This window comes from Burkholderia sp. SRS-25, from assembly GCF_004343765.1.
In the GTDB taxonomy this organism is placed as follows: Bacteria; Pseudomonadota; Gammaproteobacteria; order Burkholderiales; family Burkholderiaceae; genus Burkholderia; species Burkholderia contaminans.
Genome location: NZ_PTXM01000007.1, coordinates 111,717 through 129,819, shown reverse-complemented (window position 1 = coordinate 129,819; position 18,103 = coordinate 111,717). Strand labels below are relative to the sequence as shown.

Below are 18,103 nucleotides of genomic sequence, written 5' to 3'. Positions count from 1 at the left end.
GCCCGGAACGCGTCATCGTCCGCGCAGCACCTGCTCGCGACAATGGGACCCATCGGAACGCACGGCCAGCCGCCGCGCGCATCCGGTGTCCCGTCCCCTTGATCGGAGCACGCCATGAAAGTCTTGCGATTCGCCGTCGCGACCGCCGCCGCCGCGCTGCTGTCCCCCACCTTTGCCCAGACGCCCGATACCGCGGCGCCCGCGCAGGGGCTGACCCGCGCGGAGGTCATTGCACAACTCAAGCAGGCCTATCTCGACGGCGAACTGCCGACGAACGACGGCAACTACCCGCCGAACGCCGCGACCCGCGCGCGCAACCGCGAACTGGTGCAGGCCGCGAGCCCGGCATGGCTCGCGCAGACGCCGCAGGCACCGCAAACCGCCGCGCAGCAGTAGCCGGCCGCAGCCCGTACGCGACGCCGCTGCGCAATCACGGCAGGAAGCTGCGCCGCCGCGCGTCGATCAGCTCGACGAGCAGGCGGTCACGTTCGGCCGCCAGTTCCTGCATCGAGCGCTCGCCCTGGATCGCGCGCAACGCGTCATTCAGCTTGCGGTCGACTTCCGGATCGAATGAAGGCGTGCCGAGATCGTCCCACCAGCTCGTGATCGGCCCCGACAGGTGTTCGAGAAAGTGCGCGATCCCGCCCGCGCCGCCGCCGAGGTGATAGGTCAGGCACTGCCCCATCAACCCCCAGCGCAGGCCGGGCCCCCATGCGACGGCCTTGTCTGCATCGGCGACGCTCACGACACCTTCGCCGACGAGGTGATACACCTCGCGGAACAGCGCGGCCGCGAGCCGGTTCGCGACATGGCCGGTCATCTCCTTGTTGAGGACGATCGTCTGCTTGCCGAGCGCATCGTAGAAGGCCTTCACGCGCGCGATCACTTCCTGGCTGGTGGCATCGCCGCCGACCAGCTCGACGAGCGGAATCAGGTGCGGCGGATTGAACGGATGCGCGATCAGGCAACGCTCCGGGTGCTTGTCGCACGCGGTCTGGATATCCGACATCTTCAGGCCCGACGAACTCGATGCGATCGGCACGTGCGCGGGCAGCACATCGTCCATCTGCCGGTACAACTCGCGCTTCAGGTCGAGCCGCTCCGGTCCGTTCTCCTGCACGAAGTCGACGCCGTCGAGCGCACGCACGAGATCGGCGTCGAACGACAGCCGCGCGGAAAGCTCGGCGGCCCGGTCGCCGAGAACCGCTGCGAGTGCGTCGCGCAGCCGCGTGTCGGCTTGCGGCGCCGGATCGGTCGCGACGACGTCAAAACCTTGCGTCAGATAGAAGGCGGCCCAGCTCGCGCCGATCACGCCGGCGCCGACGATCGCGATGCGTCGAATGTCCATGATTGTCCCGTGTCGTTGGTCTGCAAAAACATCGCGGCGATTGTCGCATCGAATCACGCGGGCCTGCATTGACGCAGATTGCAGACTCCCTCTTGAAATGCGCTTCGGCTGCCACTAATTATGCGTCGTCGGGCAGTGCAGCATGCAACGCACTGCCCCCGTTTCGACCCAGTGGAGCTTCCACGACGCGCCCGCCGCAGGCGTCGCGCCGTCACGTCTCCCGCGTTCCCTGTTCAGGAGGACCAACATGAGCGGTATCCATTTCGGCAGCGAGCTGTTCGACGAATTCACCCGCGTGCAGCGGCAGATGGCCAACCTGCTCGGCGATCGTCCGGCCGGCATTCGCGCGGTACGGCCCGGCGCCTTTCCCGCGCTCAACGTCGGCGCCACCGACGGCGCCATCGAGATCGTCGCGTTCGCCCCCGGCATGGCCGCGGCCGACTTCGACGTCTCGATCGACAAGGACCTGCTGACGATCAGCGGCGAGCGCAAGCCTGCGCCGCGCGGCGAAGGCGACGATCTGCGCACCTATGCGCAGGAACGCTTCCACGGCGCATTCCGCCGTGTCGTCGAGCTGCCCCGGGACGCGGATCCCGACCAGGTCAGCGCCCGCTACGAAAACGGCTGCCTGCTGATTCGCGTCGGCCGGCGCGAGGCATCGAAGCCGCGCGCGATCACCGTTCAATAATATTCAGGATACCGACATGAATACGAACCCGACCCTGGCCGAGCGTCAGACGAACACCGTCCACCCCGCTGCCGCCGAAGCGGCCCGCCGTCCCGCGATCACGCCCGCCGTCGACATCGTCGAGAATCATCTGGGTGTCACGCTGCGGGCCGACCTGCCCGGCGTGCCGCGCGAGAATCTCGACGTGAAGGTGCACGACAACACGCTGACGATCGAAGCCGACACGCATCTCGACACGCCGGCCGACCTGCGCGTGCGCCATGCCGAAATTCGCGCGACGCGCTATGCGCGCAGCTTCGTGCTGAGCCCGGATCTCGACACGTCGAGGATCGACGCGAACCTGCGCGACGGTGTGCTGACGCTGACGATTCCGCGCCGCGAGGAAACGCGTCCGCGCCGTATCGACGTGACGGCCGGCAACGCGTAAGTTCCCGGGCGGGCGATCATCCCGCACGCATGAAAAAGCCCCGCCGGGTATGCGCCCGGCGGGGCTTTTCTACGACATGCGGCGCAATCAGTCGAAGTCGAACAGGTCGAACACGGATTTCTTGCGACGCTGGCCGTCGTGCTTGTAGCGATCGTCGTACGAGCGGCCATCGTATCGGTCACGGCCGTCATGCGAGCGAGCGTCGCGCCCCCACCCGCCGTCGTGGCCGCGCGGCGCTTGCGCATCGTGCCGCACGGGCGGCTCGTCGCGACGCGCTGGCGCATCGCCGATTTCGCGCGCGATCAGCTTGTCGAGCTCACCACGATCGAGCCACACGCCGCGGCAGGTCGGACAGTAGTCGATCTCGATCGACTGGCGCTCGGCCATCAACAGGTCGGGCGTCTTGCAGACAGGGCATTTCATCGCGCTTCTCCTTTCCGTGCGAATTTCGTCTGGATTCCGGATGAGTCCGGATGACGCGCGTGACGCCGGCCGCCGCAGCGGCAGCCGTGCCACGCGCGGTGGCTCAGTGGCCTTCCGTCGGTGCCGAGCGCTTCGCCTTCGCGCGCCGCGCCAGCATGTTCATGCCTTCGACGAAAGCCGAGAACGCCATTGCCGCGTAGATGTAACCCTTCGGCACGTGCGAACCGAAACCTTCGGCAATCAGCGTCATGCCGATCACGACCAGGAACGACAGCGCGAGCATCACGATGGTCGGGTTGCGGTCGATGAAACGTGCGAGCGGCTGCGCGGCGAACAGCATCACGGCGACGGCGACGATCACCGCGACGAACATGATCGGCACGTGCTCGGTCATGCCGATCGCGGTCACGATGCTGTCGATCGAGAACACGATGTCGAGCATCACGATCTGGCCGATCGCGGCCCACATCGTCAGGCCGACCGCACCGCCGGCACCGCCCGCACCTTCACCGTCGCGCGACACGTGGTGATGGATCTCGGTGGTCGCCTTCCACACGAGGAACAGGCCGCCCGACAGCAGAATCAGGTCGCGCCACGAGAACGCATGGTCGAACAGTGTGAACACCGGTTCGGTGAGGCTGGCGATCCACGCGACGCTGCCGAGCAGCGCGAGGCGCATCACCAGCGCGAGCGCGATGCCGAGGCGCTGCGTGCGGGCGCGCTGCGCTTCGGGCAGCTTGTTGCTGAGGATCGAGATGAAGATCAGGTTGTCGATGCCGAGCACGACTTCCATCACGACGAGCGTCAGGAGCGCCGCCCACACGGCGGGGTCAACGGCAAGCGTCAGCAGGTAGTCCATGAAATGGGCCGATACGAAAGTGGAAAGCCAGATCATAGGCCGCCCCAGGCTTCGAAAAAATCAGAGAGAATCTGATTTTTGGTTCGGTTTTTCCGAAATTACGATCCGATGCTCAATTTTCGCCATCTGTACTACTTCTGGGTCGTCGTGAAGGAAGGCGGCTTCGCGCGTGCGGCCGCGCGGCTCGACATGGCCGTGCAGACCATCAGCGCGCAGGTGCGCGAGCTCGAAAAAGCGCTCGGGCACCAGTTGCTGCGCCCGGCCGGGCGCGGCGTCACGATGACCGACGCCGGCCAGGCCGCGTTTGCGCGCGCGGAGGCGATCTTCGAGATGGGGCGGCTGATTCCCGACGAAGTGCGCGCGGCAGCCAGCCAGCCGACCGTGCGGCTCGCGGTCGGCCTCGCGGACGGCATCTCCAAGCTCGCCGCGCACGCGATCCTTGCACCCGTGCTGGATACCCCCACGTTGCGGCTGCTGTGCCACGAAGGCGAGCACGATGCACTGCTCGCGGAGCTGGCGCTGCATCATCTCGATCTGGTGCTGGCCGGCCAGGGCGCGCCGTCCGGTTCGAACCTGCGCGTGACGAGCGAGCGGCTCGTCGCGTCGCCGGTCGACTGGTATGGCCCCGCCGCGCTCGTCACGCCGGCCGCGCGGCAGCACTTTCCGCTGTGCCTCGCCGACCTGCCCGTGCTGTTGCCGACCGCGCATTCGGCGCTGCGCGCGCGCCTCGACCGGTGGCTGGAGGGTGAACGGATCGTGCCGCGCGTGGCGGGGGAATTCGAGGACAGCGCGCTGATGGCCGTGTTCGCGGCGCGCGGCCTCGGCGTGTTCCCGCTGAGCGAACTCGGCGCGAACGACGCGTCGCTGCTGCGCGGGTTGCGGCGGCTCGGGCGCGCGGGCGACGTGACCGAGGAGATCCACGCGATCCGCTCGCGACGCGGCGAACACCATCCGCTGACGTCGCAATTGCTGGCCGCCGCACGCAGCGCACCGGCCGACTGAAGCGAGCGCGACATCAAACGAAACTATAATGGCGCCCCGGCCTTACGAGATTGCCGCGCGCTTCATCCAGGCACCGCCGTTGCGCGAGCTCTCGCCAAGCCTTCTGAAAGACGCCATGCACAACCGATTTCGCCTGTTTTCCGTTTCGTGCGCGCTCGCGGCCGCGACCGTGCTGGCGGCGTGCTCGTCGCCGCCCAAGCCGATCTACCAGCAGGAGCAGTTCGACGCGACCAGCAGCCCGTACGCGCATACATTCCACTCGAAATCCGACGCGGCCTGCGAGGCCGCGCGGCGCGCGCTGCTGAGCCAGGGCTATGTGGTGTCGTCGTCGCGCAACGATGCGGTCGACGGCAGCAAGAATTTCCAGCCGAACAACGACATGCACGTCGTGATCGAGTTTCACGTCGTGTGCGCGGACGCGAACGCGGACGGCTCGTCGAGCATCGCGTACGTGAACGCGGTGCAGGATCGCTACACGCTGAAGAAGTCGAATACGTCGGCCAGCGTGGGCTTGAGCGTGTTCGGCTCGCTGTCGCTGCCGATCGGGTCGAGCGATGACGCGCTCGTCAAGACCGCCAGCGAGACGATTCCCGCCGGCGTGTTCTATGAGCGCTTCTTCAATCTCGTCGAGCATTTCCTGAAGATCGACCCGGCCCGCCGCGACCGTGCGACCGTCAAGGCCGCCGAGAAGGAGCCCGTCACGCCGCTGCCCGAACCGGCGCCGACGCCGCAAGGCGAGCCGATGAAGATGACGACCCCGGTCGTGCCGACGCCGCCCGCGGCGCCGGTGCCGCTTTCGTTGCCGGCGGTCGCGCCCGAGTCGGGGGCAAACGCCGTGCCGGCCGCCGCGTCGGCCGTGGTCGCGCCGGCGGCGATGCGGGCTGCCGCGCCGGTAGCGGCGTCGGGATCGAGGCCGGTATCGGCTTCGGGCGCGGCGCCTGCAGCGGCCGCGTCGTCGACGCCCGCACCGGCGTCCGGGCCGGCATCCACGCCGGCCTCTGCTCCCGTGCCGGCCTCCGCTTCCGGCCCGGCATCGTCACCTGCCGCGGCGGCATCAGCGGCTGCAACACCGGCACCGGTCGCGCCTGCGCCTGCGCCCGCACCCACCGCTTCGGCCCCCGCATCGGCATCGGCTCCGGCAAGCGCATCGCCTGCGCCCGCCGCCGCCAATCCCGTCGCATCGTCGGCACCGTCCGGCGCGAGCGCACCGGCCGCACACTGACTGGCCGTCCGTATCGTCACGCGCGGCCACATCCGGCGCCGCGCGACGATACGCATCCTTCCCGTTCATTCATCACCGAAATGCTGCTTCGGCAGCGGCCTACCCGTCGTGTCGCTGACATTGCTCCGATGCTTCGCGACGGACACACACTGCCGATGCCGACGTTCGCCAGGATCGACGGCCCTCCGGCCGTCATCCGACAGGCCGGCCAGCGTCCGCCACCCCGCCTACCGCACCGTCGCGCGCAGCGTCTGCATCTGCTCGACGGTCGCCGTCACGCCGCCGCAGACGATCACGGCGATATCCTTCGCCGATGCAAGCACGGGCACCGGCCGCTCGAGCGCGGCCAGCGCGGCACCGCATGCGGGCTCGACGACGATCCGGTGCTCGTCGAGGAATCGCAGTGACGCGGCCACCGCATCGGCATCGGACACGACAACCGGGTGAATCTCGTGTCGTGCGGCCCATTCGACCGCCGCGTCGCACGGACGCTTCGCGCCGAGCGACGTCGCGATGCTCGTGATCGCCGGTAATTCGACCACCCGCCCCTGCGCGAGCGAGCGCGCATAGCAGTCGGCGCCTTCCGTTTCGGCCGTGACCACCGGCACGTCGTGCCAGCCGTTGCGCGCCAGCCCTTCGAGCACGCCGCACAGCAATCCGCCGCCGCCCACCGCAAGCACGATCGCGTCGGGCTTCGGGCCGGCCGCCGCCATCTCGTCGATCATCGTCGCGTGGCCCTGCCACAGCACGCGATCGTCGAACGGATGCACGAACGCATCATGCTCGCCGAGCGCCGACTGCGCGAACGCGTTCGCCTCGGCCCAGCTCGCACCGTGCACGACGAGCTCGGCGCTCTCGACGCGGATCAGCTCGCGCGCACGGGCCGACGCGCTTTCCGGTACGACGACGAGCACCGGCACGCCGAGTTCGCGGCCGCAATACGCGACCGCGATGCCCGCGTTGCCGCCCGACGACGACACGAAGCGCCGCGCGCCGGCCGCATGCCGCGCTTCGCAGACTGCGCCGATGCCGCGCAGCTTGAACGAGCCCGACGGCTGCAGCGCATCGAGCTTCAGCCGGACGGTCCTGCCGAGCCGGCGGGATGCGATTTGCGAGCGGATGTAAGGGGTCGGGATATGAAGCGGCATGGGGCAGGACCAATGGGAACGGAGAGAACGCACGCGACGTGCAACGGCGAGCGGCAACGACGACCATCGTACGGCACGCCACCCATGCTTTCCAATACCATCGAATGGCGTTTGTTATGCTCCACGGGTATATCGATGACCCTGAATGGATGCCGCATGCGCCAGATCGAATTCCGTCACCTGCGCTACTTCGTGGCCGTCGCGCAAGCCGGCAGCGTGATGGCCGGCGCCCGCGCGGCCGGCATCGTCCAGCCCGCGCTGTCGCGACAGATCCGCGAACTCGAGGACGCGATCGGCACGCCGCTGCTGGTGCGCCGCGCAACGGGCGTCACGCTCACGGCGGCCGGCGCCAGCTTCCTGCAGGACGCGACCGGCCTGCTCGCGACGCTGCAGGACAGCCGTGAGCGCGCGCTGCGCAGCGCGGCCGGCCAGCTGGGCGAGCTGCGGCTCGGTGCGCTGCCGAACTGCCTGCCGCTGCCCGTCGTCGGAACCGTCCTCAAGGCGTTTCGCGACGCATGCCCGGACGTGAAGCTGTCGATCGCGCCGATGCTGTCGGCCGAGCAGGCAAGCGCGCTGATGCGCGGCCAGCTCGACGGCGGGATCATGGCGTGGCGTCAGGACGAGGCGCCGCACCTGTCAGGCGTACGGCTGCTCAGCGACCGCTTCGTGCTCGCGATGCCTGCGCCGCCGGGCGGCCGCTTCACCGCACCGCACACGCTGGCCGACATCGCGAACGAGCCGTTCGTCTGGTTCGACGCGCAGCGCTCCGCCGCGCACCACCGGTTCCTGATGGCGCAGTGTCAGCAGGCCGGCTTCACGCCGCGCATCGCGCAGGTCGGCAGCGACATTCCAACGTTGATCGGCCTCGTCGCGGCCGGGATGGGCTGTGCATTCGTGCCGGAAAGTGCGTCGCCGACCTGCCCGCACACGGTCCGGCTCATCGCGCTCGACGAACTTGCGAGCCGCTTCGACATCGAGTTCGTGTTCGACGGTGCGGCCGTGCCACCGTCGCCCGTCGTCGCGCGGTTTCTCGAGGCCGTGCGCGATGCGACCGGCGAAGCGGGCCGAGCGGGCTGACCATGCAGCAGATGCGGCAGATGCGGCGACCTCGCCCGGCACTCGAGCGACCCGATTCGCGGTGCCGAATGACGGGCGGAATCCCCGTTCACCCACCGTCGCTTCGGCTGTCGAAACACGCTAAACAGCCGCATCTTTTTTGCGCAAATTCTTTCAAAATGATGACGCCGGATGCCGTAGCACCGGTGTTTTTAAATTGGCACCAAAAACGGCCGTTTAACGTCGATTCGAATTGTCATGGCTCGAAATATACTGCGCGCGCATCCAACCCTCGTGCCAAAGAGAGGATGCGTTTCCGCCCCGGTCACGGTCCCCCTGTGATCGGGGCTTTTTTTGCCTGCAGGCCTTGTGGACAAGGGGTTCCCGGTGATGATGCGAGATTCGCCCGGCGTGATGCCGGCCGCCTGAACGGCCCGTCCAATCCGCACGGCCTCCATTGCCGGGCAGTCGATGGACGGCTTCCGGCTCATCCGGCGGGTGCGACCGTCAGTCCGCGCCGGAGCGCCGACGGAGCGCGATCTCCCTGCCTGAAGCCGCCTGCCGAGCTTTACAAAAATCTTTCACACAAACATCCCTTTCACCCGCTCCACCACCAGCTTCAAGCGCCCGCGGCATTGTTGACATGAAATCAAGATAATTTCGTCCGCACACGGCTTTTTCCGCAAAAGTCATACAGGCACACTTCGTCCCGTCCTCAACGGCCCGTGCCGGTCGTTGTTCCTCGACTACAGGAGCCCATCGCGTGAACCCCACGACTTCCCCTCCTTCCCGCGCCGGCGGCAGCGCCGCACTGCCGCTGCTGGCACTCGCCGCCGGTGCGTTCGGCATCGGCACGACCGAGTTCTCGCCGATGGGCCTGCTGCCCGTGATCGCCGACGGCGTGCACGTGTCGATTCCGCAGGCCGGCATGCTGATCAGCGCGTATGCGATCGGCGTGATGGTCGGCGCGCCGCTGATGACGCTGCTGCTCGCGCGCTGGTCGCGCCGTTCGGCACTGATCGCACTGATGTCGATTTTCACGATCGGCAACCTGCTGTCGGCTTTCGCGCCGGACTACACGACGCTGCTGCTCGCCCGCCTCGTGACGAGCCTCAACCACGGTGCCTTCTTCGGGCTCGGCTCGGTGGTCGCGGCCAGCCTCGTGCCGCGCGAAAAGCAGGCCAGCGCGGTCGCGACGATGTTCATGGGTCTCACGATCGCGAACGTCGGCGGCGTGCCGGCCGCGACCTGGCTCGGCCAGATCATCGGCTGGCGCATGTCGTTCGCGGCGACCGCGGGCCTCGGCCTGGTTGCGATCGCCGGGCTGTTCGCCGCGTTGCCGAAGGGCGACGCCGGCAAGATGCCCGACCTGCGTGCGGAACTCTCGGTGCTGACGCGCCCCGTCGTGCTCGGCGCGCTCGGGACGACCGTGCTCGGCGCCGGCGCGATGTTTACGCTCTATACGTATGTCGCGCCGACGCTCGAACACGTGACCGGCGCGACACCCGGCTTCGTGACCGCGATGCTGGTACTGATCGGCGTCGGCTTCTCGATCGGCAACATCGCGGGCGGGCGCCTCGCCGACCGCTCGCTCGACGGCACGCTGATCGGTTTCCTGCTGTTGCTGATCGCCACGATGGCCGCGTTCCCGGTGCTCGCCCGCACGCATGCCGGCGCCGCCGTCACGCTGCTCGTGTGGGGTATCGCAACGTTCGCGGTCGTGCCGCCGCTGCAGATGCGCGTGATGCGGGCGGCCCATGAAGCGCCGGGCCTCGCATCCGCCGTCAACATCGGCGCGTTCAACCTCGGCAACGCGCTCGGCGCGGCCGCCGGCGGCGCGGCGCTGTCGGCAGGCTTCGGTTATGCGGCCGTGCCGCTCGTCGGCGGGCTGATTGCCGCGGCCGGGCTCGCACTCGTGTTCCTGCAGATCGCGCAGCAGCGCCGCGCACCGGCCGCCGCGAATTCGTAATCGCGACACGTCGCGCACCGGCGATGCATGCCGGATCGCCGATCCGTACCGACGCACGCTCACGGCCGCGAAATGCGGCCGTTTTCGTTTTCGACGGTCCATTCGGATTCGACAATCCCTCGATGGAACAATCCGGAATATCGATCAATTTCACAACGAGCCGGATTCCATTCACTTTCAAAATACTGAAATCGACTCAATCGATTCGAACGATTCATTCCCTGCCTCTTCCATTTCATCCAGCGCGTTAATACCCGTGCCCCACCGGCCGGCCCCACTCGCCAAGTCGACATAAAAATCGTATCGACCCCGCATGAATGCCCCGTCATTGCTGCATCGCGGGATAACACTCCACTCAAATTCCTCGGGAGAAATCGGAAAATGCAACTCTCCCCGGCTTTATTCACTCAACACCCGGATCAAATGTAACAGAATGAAACAGCATAAATTTAGGGATTGAAAGACTTGCCGATTCGTATCAGCATCTGCGATATCGTGGCATGCGAAGCGCGGCATAAATCCAATGAAAAAAACAATCGATGAGGGATCAGTGTGAAAGTCACCATTGCTTCCATGACATTGTCGCTCGCGCTGTCAATCGGTCTTTCGATTCCCGCCGCCGACGCAGCCACCTATTCGAACGGCACCGCGACCGCCACCTTCAACGTTACGCTGACGCTGCAGCCGAACTGCACGATCGCCGCGAACCCGCTCGCCTTCGGCACCAGCGGGGTACTGGCCACCGCGATCAACCAGCAGACGACCGTGAGCGTCACTTGCACCAACACGACGCCCTACAACGTCGGTCTCGACGCGGGCACGGTCACGGGATCGAGCGTCGCGAGCCGGCTGATGGCCGGCACGGCGACCGGCAACACGTCGACGACCGTCGGCTTCCAGCTCTACCAGGATGCCGGTCGCACGACGGTCTGGGGCAACACGCAAGGCACGGACACCGTGGCCGGCACCGGCACGGGCGCAGCACAGACGATTACCGTCTACGGCCAGGTGCCGGTGCAGGCGACGCCGAAGCCGGACACCTATCAGACGACCGTCACCGCAACCGTCTACTTCTGAACGGCACGGCTTCCCATGTCCGCATTACGTCGAATGCTCGCCGCGCTGCTGTGTGCGGCCGGCGCCGCGCACGCCGCGTCGCTGCAGATCTCCCCGGTCACGATCGAATTCAGCACCGACGACACGGCCACCGGCATCACGCTGCGCAATCCGGGCAGCCGCCCCGTGTACGGGCAGGTGCGCGTGTTCCGCTGGGACCAGGCCGACGGCCAGGACACGCTGACGCCCACCCAGGATCTGCTGGCCAGCCCGCCGCTCATCGAAGTCGGCACGCAGTCCGAACAACTGATCCGCGTCGTGCGCGCGTCGCGCACGCCTGCCGGCGCCGAGCAGACCTACCGGCTGCTGATCGACGAGTTGCCGCAGCCCGGCGAAGCGCCGGCCAACGGCGTGTCGATCCGGCTGCGCTATTCGATTCCGGTGTTCGTCGAGCCGGCAACCGACGGCGCGCCGCAGCTCGACTGGACGCTCCTGCGCGGCACCGGCGGCTGGGTGCTGCGGGTGCGCAACGGCGGCACGCGGCGCGCGCAACTGGCATCGGTCGAACTCGTGACCGGCGACGGCCACACGTATCCGCTCACGCACGGCCTGCTCGGCTATGCGCTCGCGGGGCGCACGGGCCAGTGGAGCGTGCCGCTGCCGGCGGGCGTCGCGCTCGGCGGCACGGTCACGGTGCGGGCGGCCGTCAATTCGCAGCCGGCCAGTGCGGTCGTCAAGGTGGAGCCGCCGGGCTAGACCGCCGGTGCGCCGTCCGGCCTCTCCCCCTTCGCCACACACCGGCTCGGTCCCGGCCAACGGACGCGGTGCGCCGCGACGCTCCCCGCGCACCGCGGTCGCGGCCCTCGTGGCCGGCGGCCTGCTCGCGCTCGGCTGTGCACGCGCGGATGAACCCATCGCCCTCGTGATGACCGACAGCACGCACGACGTGATCCTCGAAGTCAGCATCAACGGTGAAAACACGACGCTGCTCGCGCACTTCCGCGAACGCGAGGGCCGCCTGTCGGCGAGCGGCGCAGACCTGCACACGATCGGCGTCGCGACCGACCGGCTCGGCATCACCGACGCGGCGACGGTCGACCTCGACACGATTCCCGGCCTGCGCTACCGCTACGACGCGGCACACCAGAGCGTCGAACTGCAGATGCCCGATACGCTGCGCCGCCCCTACGCGATCGACAGCCGCGCATTGCTGCCCACTCAGGCGGCCAGCGCGTCGCGCGGTGTCGCGATCAACTACGAGGCGTACGCGCAGACGCTCGGCGACCGGCAGTACTCGCTCTACACCGACGTGCGCTACTTCGATCCAGGCGGCGTGTTCGACACCACGGGCGTCGCGACCTTCTATGACGGCCGCCGGCGCTACACGCGCTTCGATACGTCATGGAGCCGCTCGGACCCGGCACGCCCGAGCACGACACAAATCGGCGACACGATCTCGGGATCACTCGCGTGGACGCGCTCGGTGCGCCTCGGCGGCTTCCAGTGGCGCAGCAATTTCGCACTGCGCCCCGATCTCGTGACGTTCCCGATCCCGTCGCTCGCCGGCTCCGCGGCCGTGCCGTCGGCCGTCGACCTGTACATCAACAACGTGCGCCAGTACACCGGCAACGTGCCGAGCGGCCCGTTCATCATTCACGACGTGCCGGGCATCACGGGCGCCGGCCAGGCGACCGTCATCACGCGCGACGCGCTCGGGCGCACCGTCGCGACGTCGGTGCCGCTCTATGTCGATACGCGGATGCTGTCCGCCGGGCTGTCGAGCTATTCGTTCGAGGCCGGCTTCCTGCGGCGCAACTATGGGCTGCAGTCGTTCGACTACGACGCGCGGCCGGCCGTCAGCGGCTCGCTGCGGCGCGGGATCACCGATGCGCTGACCGTCGAGGGGCACGCGGAAGCGACCGGCGGCGTGCTCAACACCGGCATCGGCGCGCTGCTGCGGCTCGGCGATGCGGGCGTCGTGAGCGGCGCGGTCGCAGGCAGCACCGGCCGCTATCCGGGTACGCAGGTGAGCGTCGGCTACCAATTGATCGAACCGCGCTTCTCGATCAACGCGCAGACGATCCGCGCGTTCGGCCGCTACGGCGATCTCGCCTCGCGCGACGGCGCGACGGCGCCCGCGGCGACCGACCAGGCGACGCTCGCGCTGCCTTTCATGCACCGCCAGACGCTGTCGCTCAGCTATATCGGCTTCCGCCTGCCTCAAGGCCCGAGCACGCGGATCGGCACGGTGTCGTACACGCTGAGCTTCGGCGATCTCGCGTCGCTGAGCGTGAGCGCGTACCGCGACTTCGCGCAGCAGGGTGCGAACGGTGCGTTCGTGTCGCTGAACATCGGGCTTGGGCGCAACACGTCGATCAATACGACCGTCGGGCGCCAGCGCGGCCAGTCGAACTACACCGTCGACGCGAGCCGTCCGCCCGACTACGGCGGCGGCTGGGGCTGGGGCGTGCAGACGGGCGGCACGGGCGCGGTGCCCTACCGGCAGGCACAAGTCCGCTATCTCGGTCATGCGGGCGAAGTCATCGCGGCCGCGCAGAACATCGACCGCCAGACCGGCGCATCGCTCGACGTCAGCGGTGCGCTGGTGTTCATGGACAGCAGCCTGCAACTGTCGCGCCGCATCTACGACGGCTTCGCGCTGGTATCGACCGATGGCGTCGCGGGCATTCCGGTGCTGCACGAAAACCGCGTGATCGGCACGACCGATCGCACGGGGCACCTGCTCGTACCCGACCTGAACGCGTACCAGAACAACCAGATCGCGATCGACTCGATGAAGCTGCCCGCCGATGCGCGGATCGCCCGCACGTCGATGATGGTCGTGCCGCAGGCGCAATCGGGCGTCGTTGCGCAGTTCGGCGTATCGCGCTATCGCGCGGCGTCGGTGATCCTCCGCGATACCGACGGCCGGCCGCTGCCGGCCGGTGCGCGCGTGCATCACACCGAAAGCGGCACGGATACGATCGTCGGCTACGACGGGCTCACGTTCATCGACGGACTGAAGGAGGACAACCACCTCGTGATCGACTACGGCACGCAACGCTGCGTCGCGGACTTCGCGTTCACCTCGCCCGGCAACGGCACACTGCCGACCATCGGCCCCGTCACCTGCCGGGCCGCGCGATGAGGATCGCGCTGCTGGTCCTCGTCGCCTTCATCGCGTGGTGCGGCTCGCCCCGTCACGCACTGGCCGAAAGCTGCACGGCCACCGCGTCGGACGTGAGCTTCGGCTCGGTCAGCCCGATCTCAAACGCGCCGGTCGCCGTGACCGGTACGGTCAGCATCACCTGCACGTGGTCGGCCGTCTCGCTGACGCCGAACGTGCTCGTGTGCCTGAACCTCGGCGGCACGAGCCCGCGCAGCCTCGTCAACGGCGGCAACGCGATGCAATACGACCTCTATCTCGACGGCGGGCATTCGGTCGCGTGGGGCTCGGTGTATTCCGGCACGACACCGGCGTCCGTCACGCTGGCCAAGCCCGCGCTCGGCACGAGCGCGTCCGCGACGGTGACGGTGTACGGACAGATCACCGGGAACCAGCCGACCGTACCGACGACCGGCAACAGCACCACGACCTACTCGCAGACGTTCGGCGGCAACACGACATCGATCAACGCCGGGTTCTATCTGCTCGGTGCGCCGACTTGCGCGTCGCTGACGACATCGAACGGGACCTTCCCGTTCAGCGCGACCGCCAACGTCATCAACAATTGCAACATCAATGCGACCAACGTCAGCTTCGGCACCGCGAGCCTGCTGTCGGGCACACTCACGGCAACGGGTACGATCACCGCGCAGTGCACCAACGGCGACGCATGGAAAATCGCGCTGAGCGGCGGCAACAGCGGCGACGTGACGGCGCGCCAGATGCAGCGCAACGGCGGCGGCGGCGCGATCAGCTACGGGCTTTACACGGACGCCGCACGTTCGATCGCGTGGGGCGACGGCACGGGCGGCAGTTCGACGGTCACGGGTGTCGGCACGGGCACGTCGCAGGTCGTGACCGTGTACGGCGCGGTGCCGGCGCAAACCACGCCAGCGCCCGGCAACTACAGCGACATGATCACTGCGACGATCAGTTTCTAGCGTTCAGTGGCATGAGCGGGCGCAGGCGCACGCGCCGCGCCGCCCGCTCAAAACATGACGGTCCATGCGGACGGCGCGCCCGCCCCGCGCGACGCCGACCGCGCATCGGGCAGCGGCGCGTGGCTGAGCAGGAACGGCGTGCCGTGCGCGCAACTGACACTCGGGATGCCGGTATCGGCGACGCCCTGCGGCGCGCCGGTGCCGATCGTGCAGGTTTCCGGAATGGTGAGACTGACGCGCAGCGGAATCGAGGGCTCCGTCGCGTTCGCGAGGGACCCTACGCCGGGCGCGGCCAGCGCGAGCGCGATCGCACCCCGTCTGATTTGGTCGGCTGTCATCGTGCGGCTCTCCTTCGTGCATCCATTCAGCATATGCGCGAATTATCGGCGTGCGGGCGGAAAACCTGAACCCGCACGCACGTGGCCGTGCCCCGCCGCGCCGGTCAGCGCGCGGCGGCGAACCCGCCGAAAAACGCGCGCGCATTCGCATCGAGGCTGTCGAGGTGATAGCCGCCTTCCTGCACGATCACCGTCGGCAGCTCGAGTGCGCCGATCGCACCGCCAAGCCGCCCGAAGCCGTCGGTCGTGACGGCCACCTGCGATTGCGGATCGTCCTTGTAGATATCGAAGCCGAGCGCGAGCACGAGCGCATCGGGCTGGAACCGCGCAAGCGCGCGCAGCGCGTCGTCGAGCCGCGCGAAGAACGCCGACTCCGGCGCGCCGTGCGGCATCGGCAGGTTGAGGTTGAAACCGTCGCCGGCCCCGGTGCCCGTCTCTTCCTCGTAGCCCGCGACGACCGGGTAGAAGTTGGTCGGGTCGCCGTGGATCGACACGTACAGCACGTCGTCGCGGCCGTAGAAGATCTCCTGCACGCCTTGCCCGTGATGCATGTCGGTGTCGAGGATCGCAACCCGGCGATGGCGGCCGAGCAGCGACTGCGCGGCGATCGCCGCATTGTTCAGGTAGCAGAAGCCGCCGGCCGCGTCGCGGCGCGCATGATGGCCGGGCGGCCGGCACAGCGCGTACGCCTCGCGTGCGCCGCCGTTGACGTCGGCCGCGGCCGCCAGCGCGCCCTGCGCGGACCAGTACGCAGCGCGCCACGTGTTCGCACCGACCGGGCAACTGCCGTCGGCGAGGTAGCGCGCGGCTTTCGCGAGCACGCCGCGCAGCGGGTTCGGGTCGCGCACGAACACGTTCGACATCACTTCGTCGCCCCAGTCGTCGGGCATCTGCTTCCAGTCGCGATGCGCTTCCTCCAGGAAGCGCAGGTAGTTCATGTCGTGCACGGCCGCGATCGGCGCGGTGCCGCGGTCGGCCGGCTCGCGCACGTCGAAGTCCAGCGACCGGACGGCGGCGACGAGCCGCGCCGCGCGCTCGGGTACTTCCTGCGGCTCACGCATCTGGCCGCGCGACAGGTAGCTGCGCGGATGGTGCAGCAACTGCTCGGGATGGAAATAGGTTTTCATCGTTCGCCCTCGTCGGTGTTTCGATTTACCGGCTTGCCGGTTCGCCGCGTCATGCGTCCTGCGTGGCGGCCGCCACGGCGGCGCCCGCCGCAACACCCGCACGCGCGAGCACCGCATGAAGCAGCACGTTCGTGCCGCGCGTCACGTCATCCGGCAGCGCATCCTCGGCTTCGTTGTGCGACAGGCCGTCGACACACGGGATGAACACCATCGCGGTCGGGACGCAACGCGCAAGCAGGATCGCGTCGTGCCCGGCGCCGCTGACGATCCGTTCGTTCGAATAGCCGAACGCGGCGGCCGCCCGCGCGACCTGTTCGACGCAGTCGCGATCGAATGGCGTCGCCGGGCTACGCCAGCACGTTTCCATCGCAACCTGCACGCCGCGCGCGGTGGCGACACGCGTGCACGCATCGCGCAAGTCGCGCTCCATCGCGTCGACTTGCGCATCGTCGTGATGGCGAAGGTCGACCGTGAACGTCGTCTCGCCGGCAATGGTGTTGCGCGACGCATTGCGAATGCCGACCTGACCGATCGTCGCGAGCCCGCGCGGCGCATGACCGGCGACGATCCGTTCGAGTTCGAGCGCCATCTGCGCGCTCGCGAAATATGCATCCTTGCGATACGGCATCGGCGTCGTGCCCGCATGCGCGGCCACGCCCGTCACCGTCACGTCGAGCCAGCGGATCGCCTGCCCGCCCGTGACGATGCCGATCGTCGTGCCGTTCGCCTCGAGCACGGGGCCCTGTTCGATATGCGCTTCGAAGTACGCATCAACCGCACCGCCCGTCGCACGCGTGCCGCGATAGCCGCATGCGTCGAGCGCAGCGCCGAGCGTGATGCCGTCGGCGTCCTGCTTCGCGAGCGCTTCGTCGAGCGGCAACGCGCCCGTGAAGACGGCCGAGCCGAGCATGGCCGGCGCGAAGCGCGCGCCCTCCTCGTTGGTCCAGGACACGATTTCCAGCGGCTTGCCGGTCGCGATGCGTGCGTCGTTCAGCGTGCGCACGAGTTCGAGCGCGGCGAGCACGCCATAGACGCCATCGAAGCGGCCGCCTTCGGGCTGCGTGTCGAGGTGGCTGCCGATCAGCACCGGCGCTGCCTGCGCATCGATGCCGTCGCGCCGCGCGAACAGGTTGCCGACGGCGTCGACGCTCACCGTCATTCCCGCGTCGCGGCACCACTGCGCGAACAGGTCGCGCCCGCGACGATCGTCGTCGGTGAGCGCGAGGCGCCGCACGCCGCCGCGCGGCGTCGCGCCGACGCGCGCCATGTCCGCCAGGCTCTGCCACAAACGGGCGCCGTCGATTTCCAGCAGGTCTTTCATGTGCACTCCGGA

General features: G+C 68.3%; 18 protein-coding genes. 11 read left to right on the top strand and 7 right to left on the bottom strand.

Translation table 11 applies throughout. The annotated features are described in order from the left end of the window. Positions 1–114 precede the first annotated feature (114 nt). Positions 115–396, top strand: coding sequence for a DUF4148 domain-containing protein (locus tag C5O79_RS10855; protein WP_122473750.1), 282 nt, complete (start codon positions 115–117; stop codon positions 394–396). 34 nt (positions 397–430) lie between these two features. Here C5O79_RS10855 and C5O79_RS10850 read toward each other — a convergent pair whose 3' ends face one another. After that, positions 431–1,348: a 3-hydroxyacyl-CoA dehydrogenase NAD-binding domain-containing protein gene (locus tag C5O79_RS10850; protein WP_122473749.1), complete on the bottom strand. Its 918-nt coding sequence runs from the start codon at positions 1,346–1,348 to the stop codon at positions 431–433. A 247-nt stretch (positions 1,349–1,595) separates the two neighbouring features. Here C5O79_RS10850 and C5O79_RS10845 point away from each other — a divergent pair, with 247 nt between their 5' ends. Both C5O79_RS10845 and C5O79_RS10840 read left to right on the top strand, forming a co-directional pair. After that, complete coding sequence (locus C5O79_RS10845; RefSeq protein WP_046545344.1) at positions 1,596–2,036, top strand: Hsp20/alpha crystallin family protein; 441 nt, start codon at positions 1,596–1,598, stop codon at positions 2,034–2,036. A 16-nt stretch (positions 2,037–2,052) separates the two neighbouring features. Then, on the top strand, positions 2,053–2,463 hold the full coding sequence (locus C5O79_RS10840; RefSeq protein ID WP_122473748.1) for an Hsp20/alpha crystallin family protein: 411 nt from the start codon (positions 2,053–2,055) through the stop codon (positions 2,461–2,463). A gap of 87 nt (positions 2,464–2,550) precedes the next feature. Here the strand turns inward: C5O79_RS10840 and C5O79_RS10835 are convergent, their stop codons facing one another. Next, a complete protein-coding gene (locus C5O79_RS10835) occupies positions 2,551–2,886 on the bottom strand; it encodes a zf-TFIIB domain-containing protein (protein ID WP_046545343.1) in 336 nt (111 codons plus the stop codon). Between the two features lie 103 nt (positions 2,887–2,989). Further along, on the bottom strand, positions 2,990–3,745 hold the full coding sequence (locus C5O79_RS10830) for a TerC family protein (RefSeq protein ID WP_122474521.1): 756 nt from the start codon (positions 3,743–3,745) through the stop codon (positions 2,990–2,992). Between the two features lie 108 nt (positions 3,746–3,853). On the opposite strand from C5O79_RS10830, the gene C5O79_RS10825 reads away from it, so the two are divergent. Together C5O79_RS10825 and C5O79_RS10820 are read left to right on the top strand one after the other, a co-directional pair. After that, positions 3,854–4,747, top strand: a complete 894-nt coding sequence (locus tag C5O79_RS10825) for a LysR family transcriptional regulator (protein ID WP_046545342.1) — start codon at positions 3,854–3,856, stop codon at positions 4,745–4,747. Positions 4,748–4,862: 115 nt separating this feature from the next. Further along, positions 4,863–5,969, top strand: coding sequence for a DUF2242 domain-containing protein (locus tag C5O79_RS10820; protein ID WP_122474520.1), 1,107 nt, complete (start codon positions 4,863–4,865; stop codon positions 5,967–5,969). A gap of 227 nt (positions 5,970–6,196) precedes the next feature. Here the strand turns inward: C5O79_RS10820 and C5O79_RS10815 are convergent, their stop codons facing one another. Beyond that, on the bottom strand, positions 6,197–7,117 hold the full coding sequence (locus C5O79_RS10815; protein ID WP_122473747.1) for a pyridoxal-phosphate dependent enzyme: 921 nt from the start codon (positions 7,115–7,117) through the stop codon (positions 6,197–6,199). Positions 7,118–7,273: 156 nt separating this feature from the next. Here C5O79_RS10815 and C5O79_RS10810 point away from each other — a divergent pair, with 156 nt between their 5' ends. From C5O79_RS10810 to C5O79_RS10785, 6 genes are all read left to right on the top strand, one after another. Continuing rightward, positions 7,274–8,194: a LysR family transcriptional regulator gene (locus tag C5O79_RS10810; protein WP_122473746.1), complete on the top strand. Its 921-nt coding sequence runs from the start codon at positions 7,274–7,276 to the stop codon at positions 8,192–8,194. Between the two features lie 742 nt (positions 8,195–8,936). Continuing rightward, positions 8,937–10,142, top strand: a complete 1,206-nt coding sequence (locus C5O79_RS10805; protein WP_122473745.1) for an MFS transporter — start codon at positions 8,937–8,939, stop codon at positions 10,140–10,142. Between the two features lie 573 nt (positions 10,143–10,715). Beyond that, complete coding sequence (locus C5O79_RS10800; protein ID WP_122473744.1) at positions 10,716–11,219, top strand: spore coat U domain-containing protein; 504 nt, start codon at positions 10,716–10,718, stop codon at positions 11,217–11,219. A gap of 15 nt (positions 11,220–11,234) precedes the next feature. Next, entirely contained in the window at positions 11,235–11,954 is a 720-nt protein-coding gene (locus tag C5O79_RS10795; RefSeq protein WP_046545337.1) for a molecular chaperone, read from the top strand. A 7-nt stretch (positions 11,955–11,961) separates the two neighbouring features. Then, on the top strand, positions 11,962–14,346 hold the full coding sequence (locus C5O79_RS10790; RefSeq protein WP_122473743.1) for a fimbria/pilus outer membrane usher protein: 2,385 nt from the start codon (positions 11,962–11,964) through the stop codon (positions 14,344–14,346). Further along, positions 14,343–15,305 carry a spore coat U domain-containing protein gene (locus C5O79_RS10785; RefSeq protein WP_047850450.1) on the top strand — a complete coding sequence of 321 codons (963 nt, stop codon included), beginning with the start codon at positions 14,343–14,345 and terminating at the stop codon, positions 15,303–15,305. Before C5O79_RS10790 ends, C5O79_RS10785 begins: the two co-directional genes overlap by 4 nt. A 47-nt stretch (positions 15,306–15,352) precedes the next feature. On the opposite strand, the gene C5O79_RS10780 is transcribed toward C5O79_RS10785, so the two are convergent. The 3 genes from C5O79_RS10780 to C5O79_RS10770 all read right to left on the bottom strand — a co-directional run bounded on the left by C5O79_RS10780 (position 15,353) and on the right by C5O79_RS10770 (position 18,091). After that, on the bottom strand, positions 15,353–15,643 hold the full coding sequence (locus C5O79_RS10780) for a hypothetical protein (protein WP_047850451.1): 291 nt from the start codon (positions 15,641–15,643) through the stop codon (positions 15,353–15,355). A 104-nt stretch (positions 15,644–15,747) separates the two neighbouring features. Continuing rightward, positions 15,748–16,770, bottom strand: coding sequence for a histone deacetylase family protein (locus tag C5O79_RS10775; protein ID WP_122473741.1), 1,023 nt, complete (start codon positions 16,768–16,770; stop codon positions 15,748–15,750). A 49-nt stretch (positions 16,771–16,819) separates the two neighbouring features. After that, entirely contained in the window at positions 16,820–18,091 is a 1,272-nt protein-coding gene (locus C5O79_RS10770; RefSeq protein ID WP_122473740.1) for a Zn-dependent hydrolase, read from the bottom strand. Positions 18,092–18,103: the final 12 nt, after the last annotated feature.

Bases quoted from the DNA above. Each gene is read 5' to 3' on its own strand.
- C5O79_RS10855 (WP_122473750.1), top strand. From the start codon at position 115: ATGAAAGTCTTGCGATTCGCCGTCGCGACCGCCGCCGCCGCGCTGCTG.
- C5O79_RS10850 (WP_122473749.1), bottom strand. From the start codon at position 1,348: ATGGACATTCGACGCATCGCGATCGTCGGCGCCGGCGTGATCGGCGCG.
- C5O79_RS10845 (WP_046545344.1), top strand. From the start codon at position 1,596: ATGAGCGGTATCCATTTCGGCAGCGAGCTGTTCGACGAATTCACCCGC.
- C5O79_RS10840 (WP_122473748.1), top strand. From the start codon at position 2,053: ATGAATACGAACCCGACCCTGGCCGAGCGTCAGACGAACACCGTCCAC.
- C5O79_RS10835 (WP_046545343.1), bottom strand. From the start codon at position 2,886: ATGAAATGCCCTGTCTGCAAGACGCCCGACCTGTTGATGGCCGAGCGC.
- C5O79_RS10830 (WP_122474521.1), bottom strand. From the start codon at position 3,745: ATGGACTACCTGCTGACGCTTGCCGTTGACCCCGCCGTGTGGGCGGCG.
- C5O79_RS10825 (WP_046545342.1), top strand. From the start codon at position 3,854: ATGCTCAATTTTCGCCATCTGTACTACTTCTGGGTCGTCGTGAAGGAA.
- C5O79_RS10820 (WP_122474520.1), top strand. From the start codon at position 4,863: ATGCACAACCGATTTCGCCTGTTTTCCGTTTCGTGCGCGCTCGCGGCC.
- C5O79_RS10815 (WP_122473747.1), bottom strand. From the start codon at position 7,117: ATGCCGCTTCATATCCCGACCCCTTACATCCGCTCGCAAATCGCATCC.
- C5O79_RS10810 (WP_122473746.1), top strand. From the start codon at position 7,274: ATGCGCCAGATCGAATTCCGTCACCTGCGCTACTTCGTGGCCGTCGCG.
- C5O79_RS10800 (WP_122473744.1), top strand. From the start codon at position 10,716: ATGACATTGTCGCTCGCGCTGTCAATCGGTCTTTCGATTCCCGCCGCC.
- C5O79_RS10795 (WP_046545337.1), top strand. From the start codon at position 11,235: ATGTCCGCATTACGTCGAATGCTCGCCGCGCTGCTGTGTGCGGCCGGC.
- C5O79_RS10785 (WP_047850450.1), top strand. From the start codon at position 14,343: ATGAGGATCGCGCTGCTGGTCCTCGTCGCCTTCATCGCGTGGTGCGGC.
- C5O79_RS10780 (WP_047850451.1), bottom strand. From the start codon at position 15,643: ATGACAGCCGACCAAATCAGACGGGGTGCGATCGCGCTCGCGCTGGCC.
- C5O79_RS10775 (WP_122473741.1), bottom strand. From the start codon at position 16,770: ATGAAAACCTATTTCCATCCCGAGCAGTTGCTGCACCATCCGCGCAGC.
- C5O79_RS10770 (WP_122473740.1), bottom strand. From the start codon at position 18,091: ATGAAAGACCTGCTGGAAATCGACGGCGCCCGTTTGTGGCAGAGCCTG.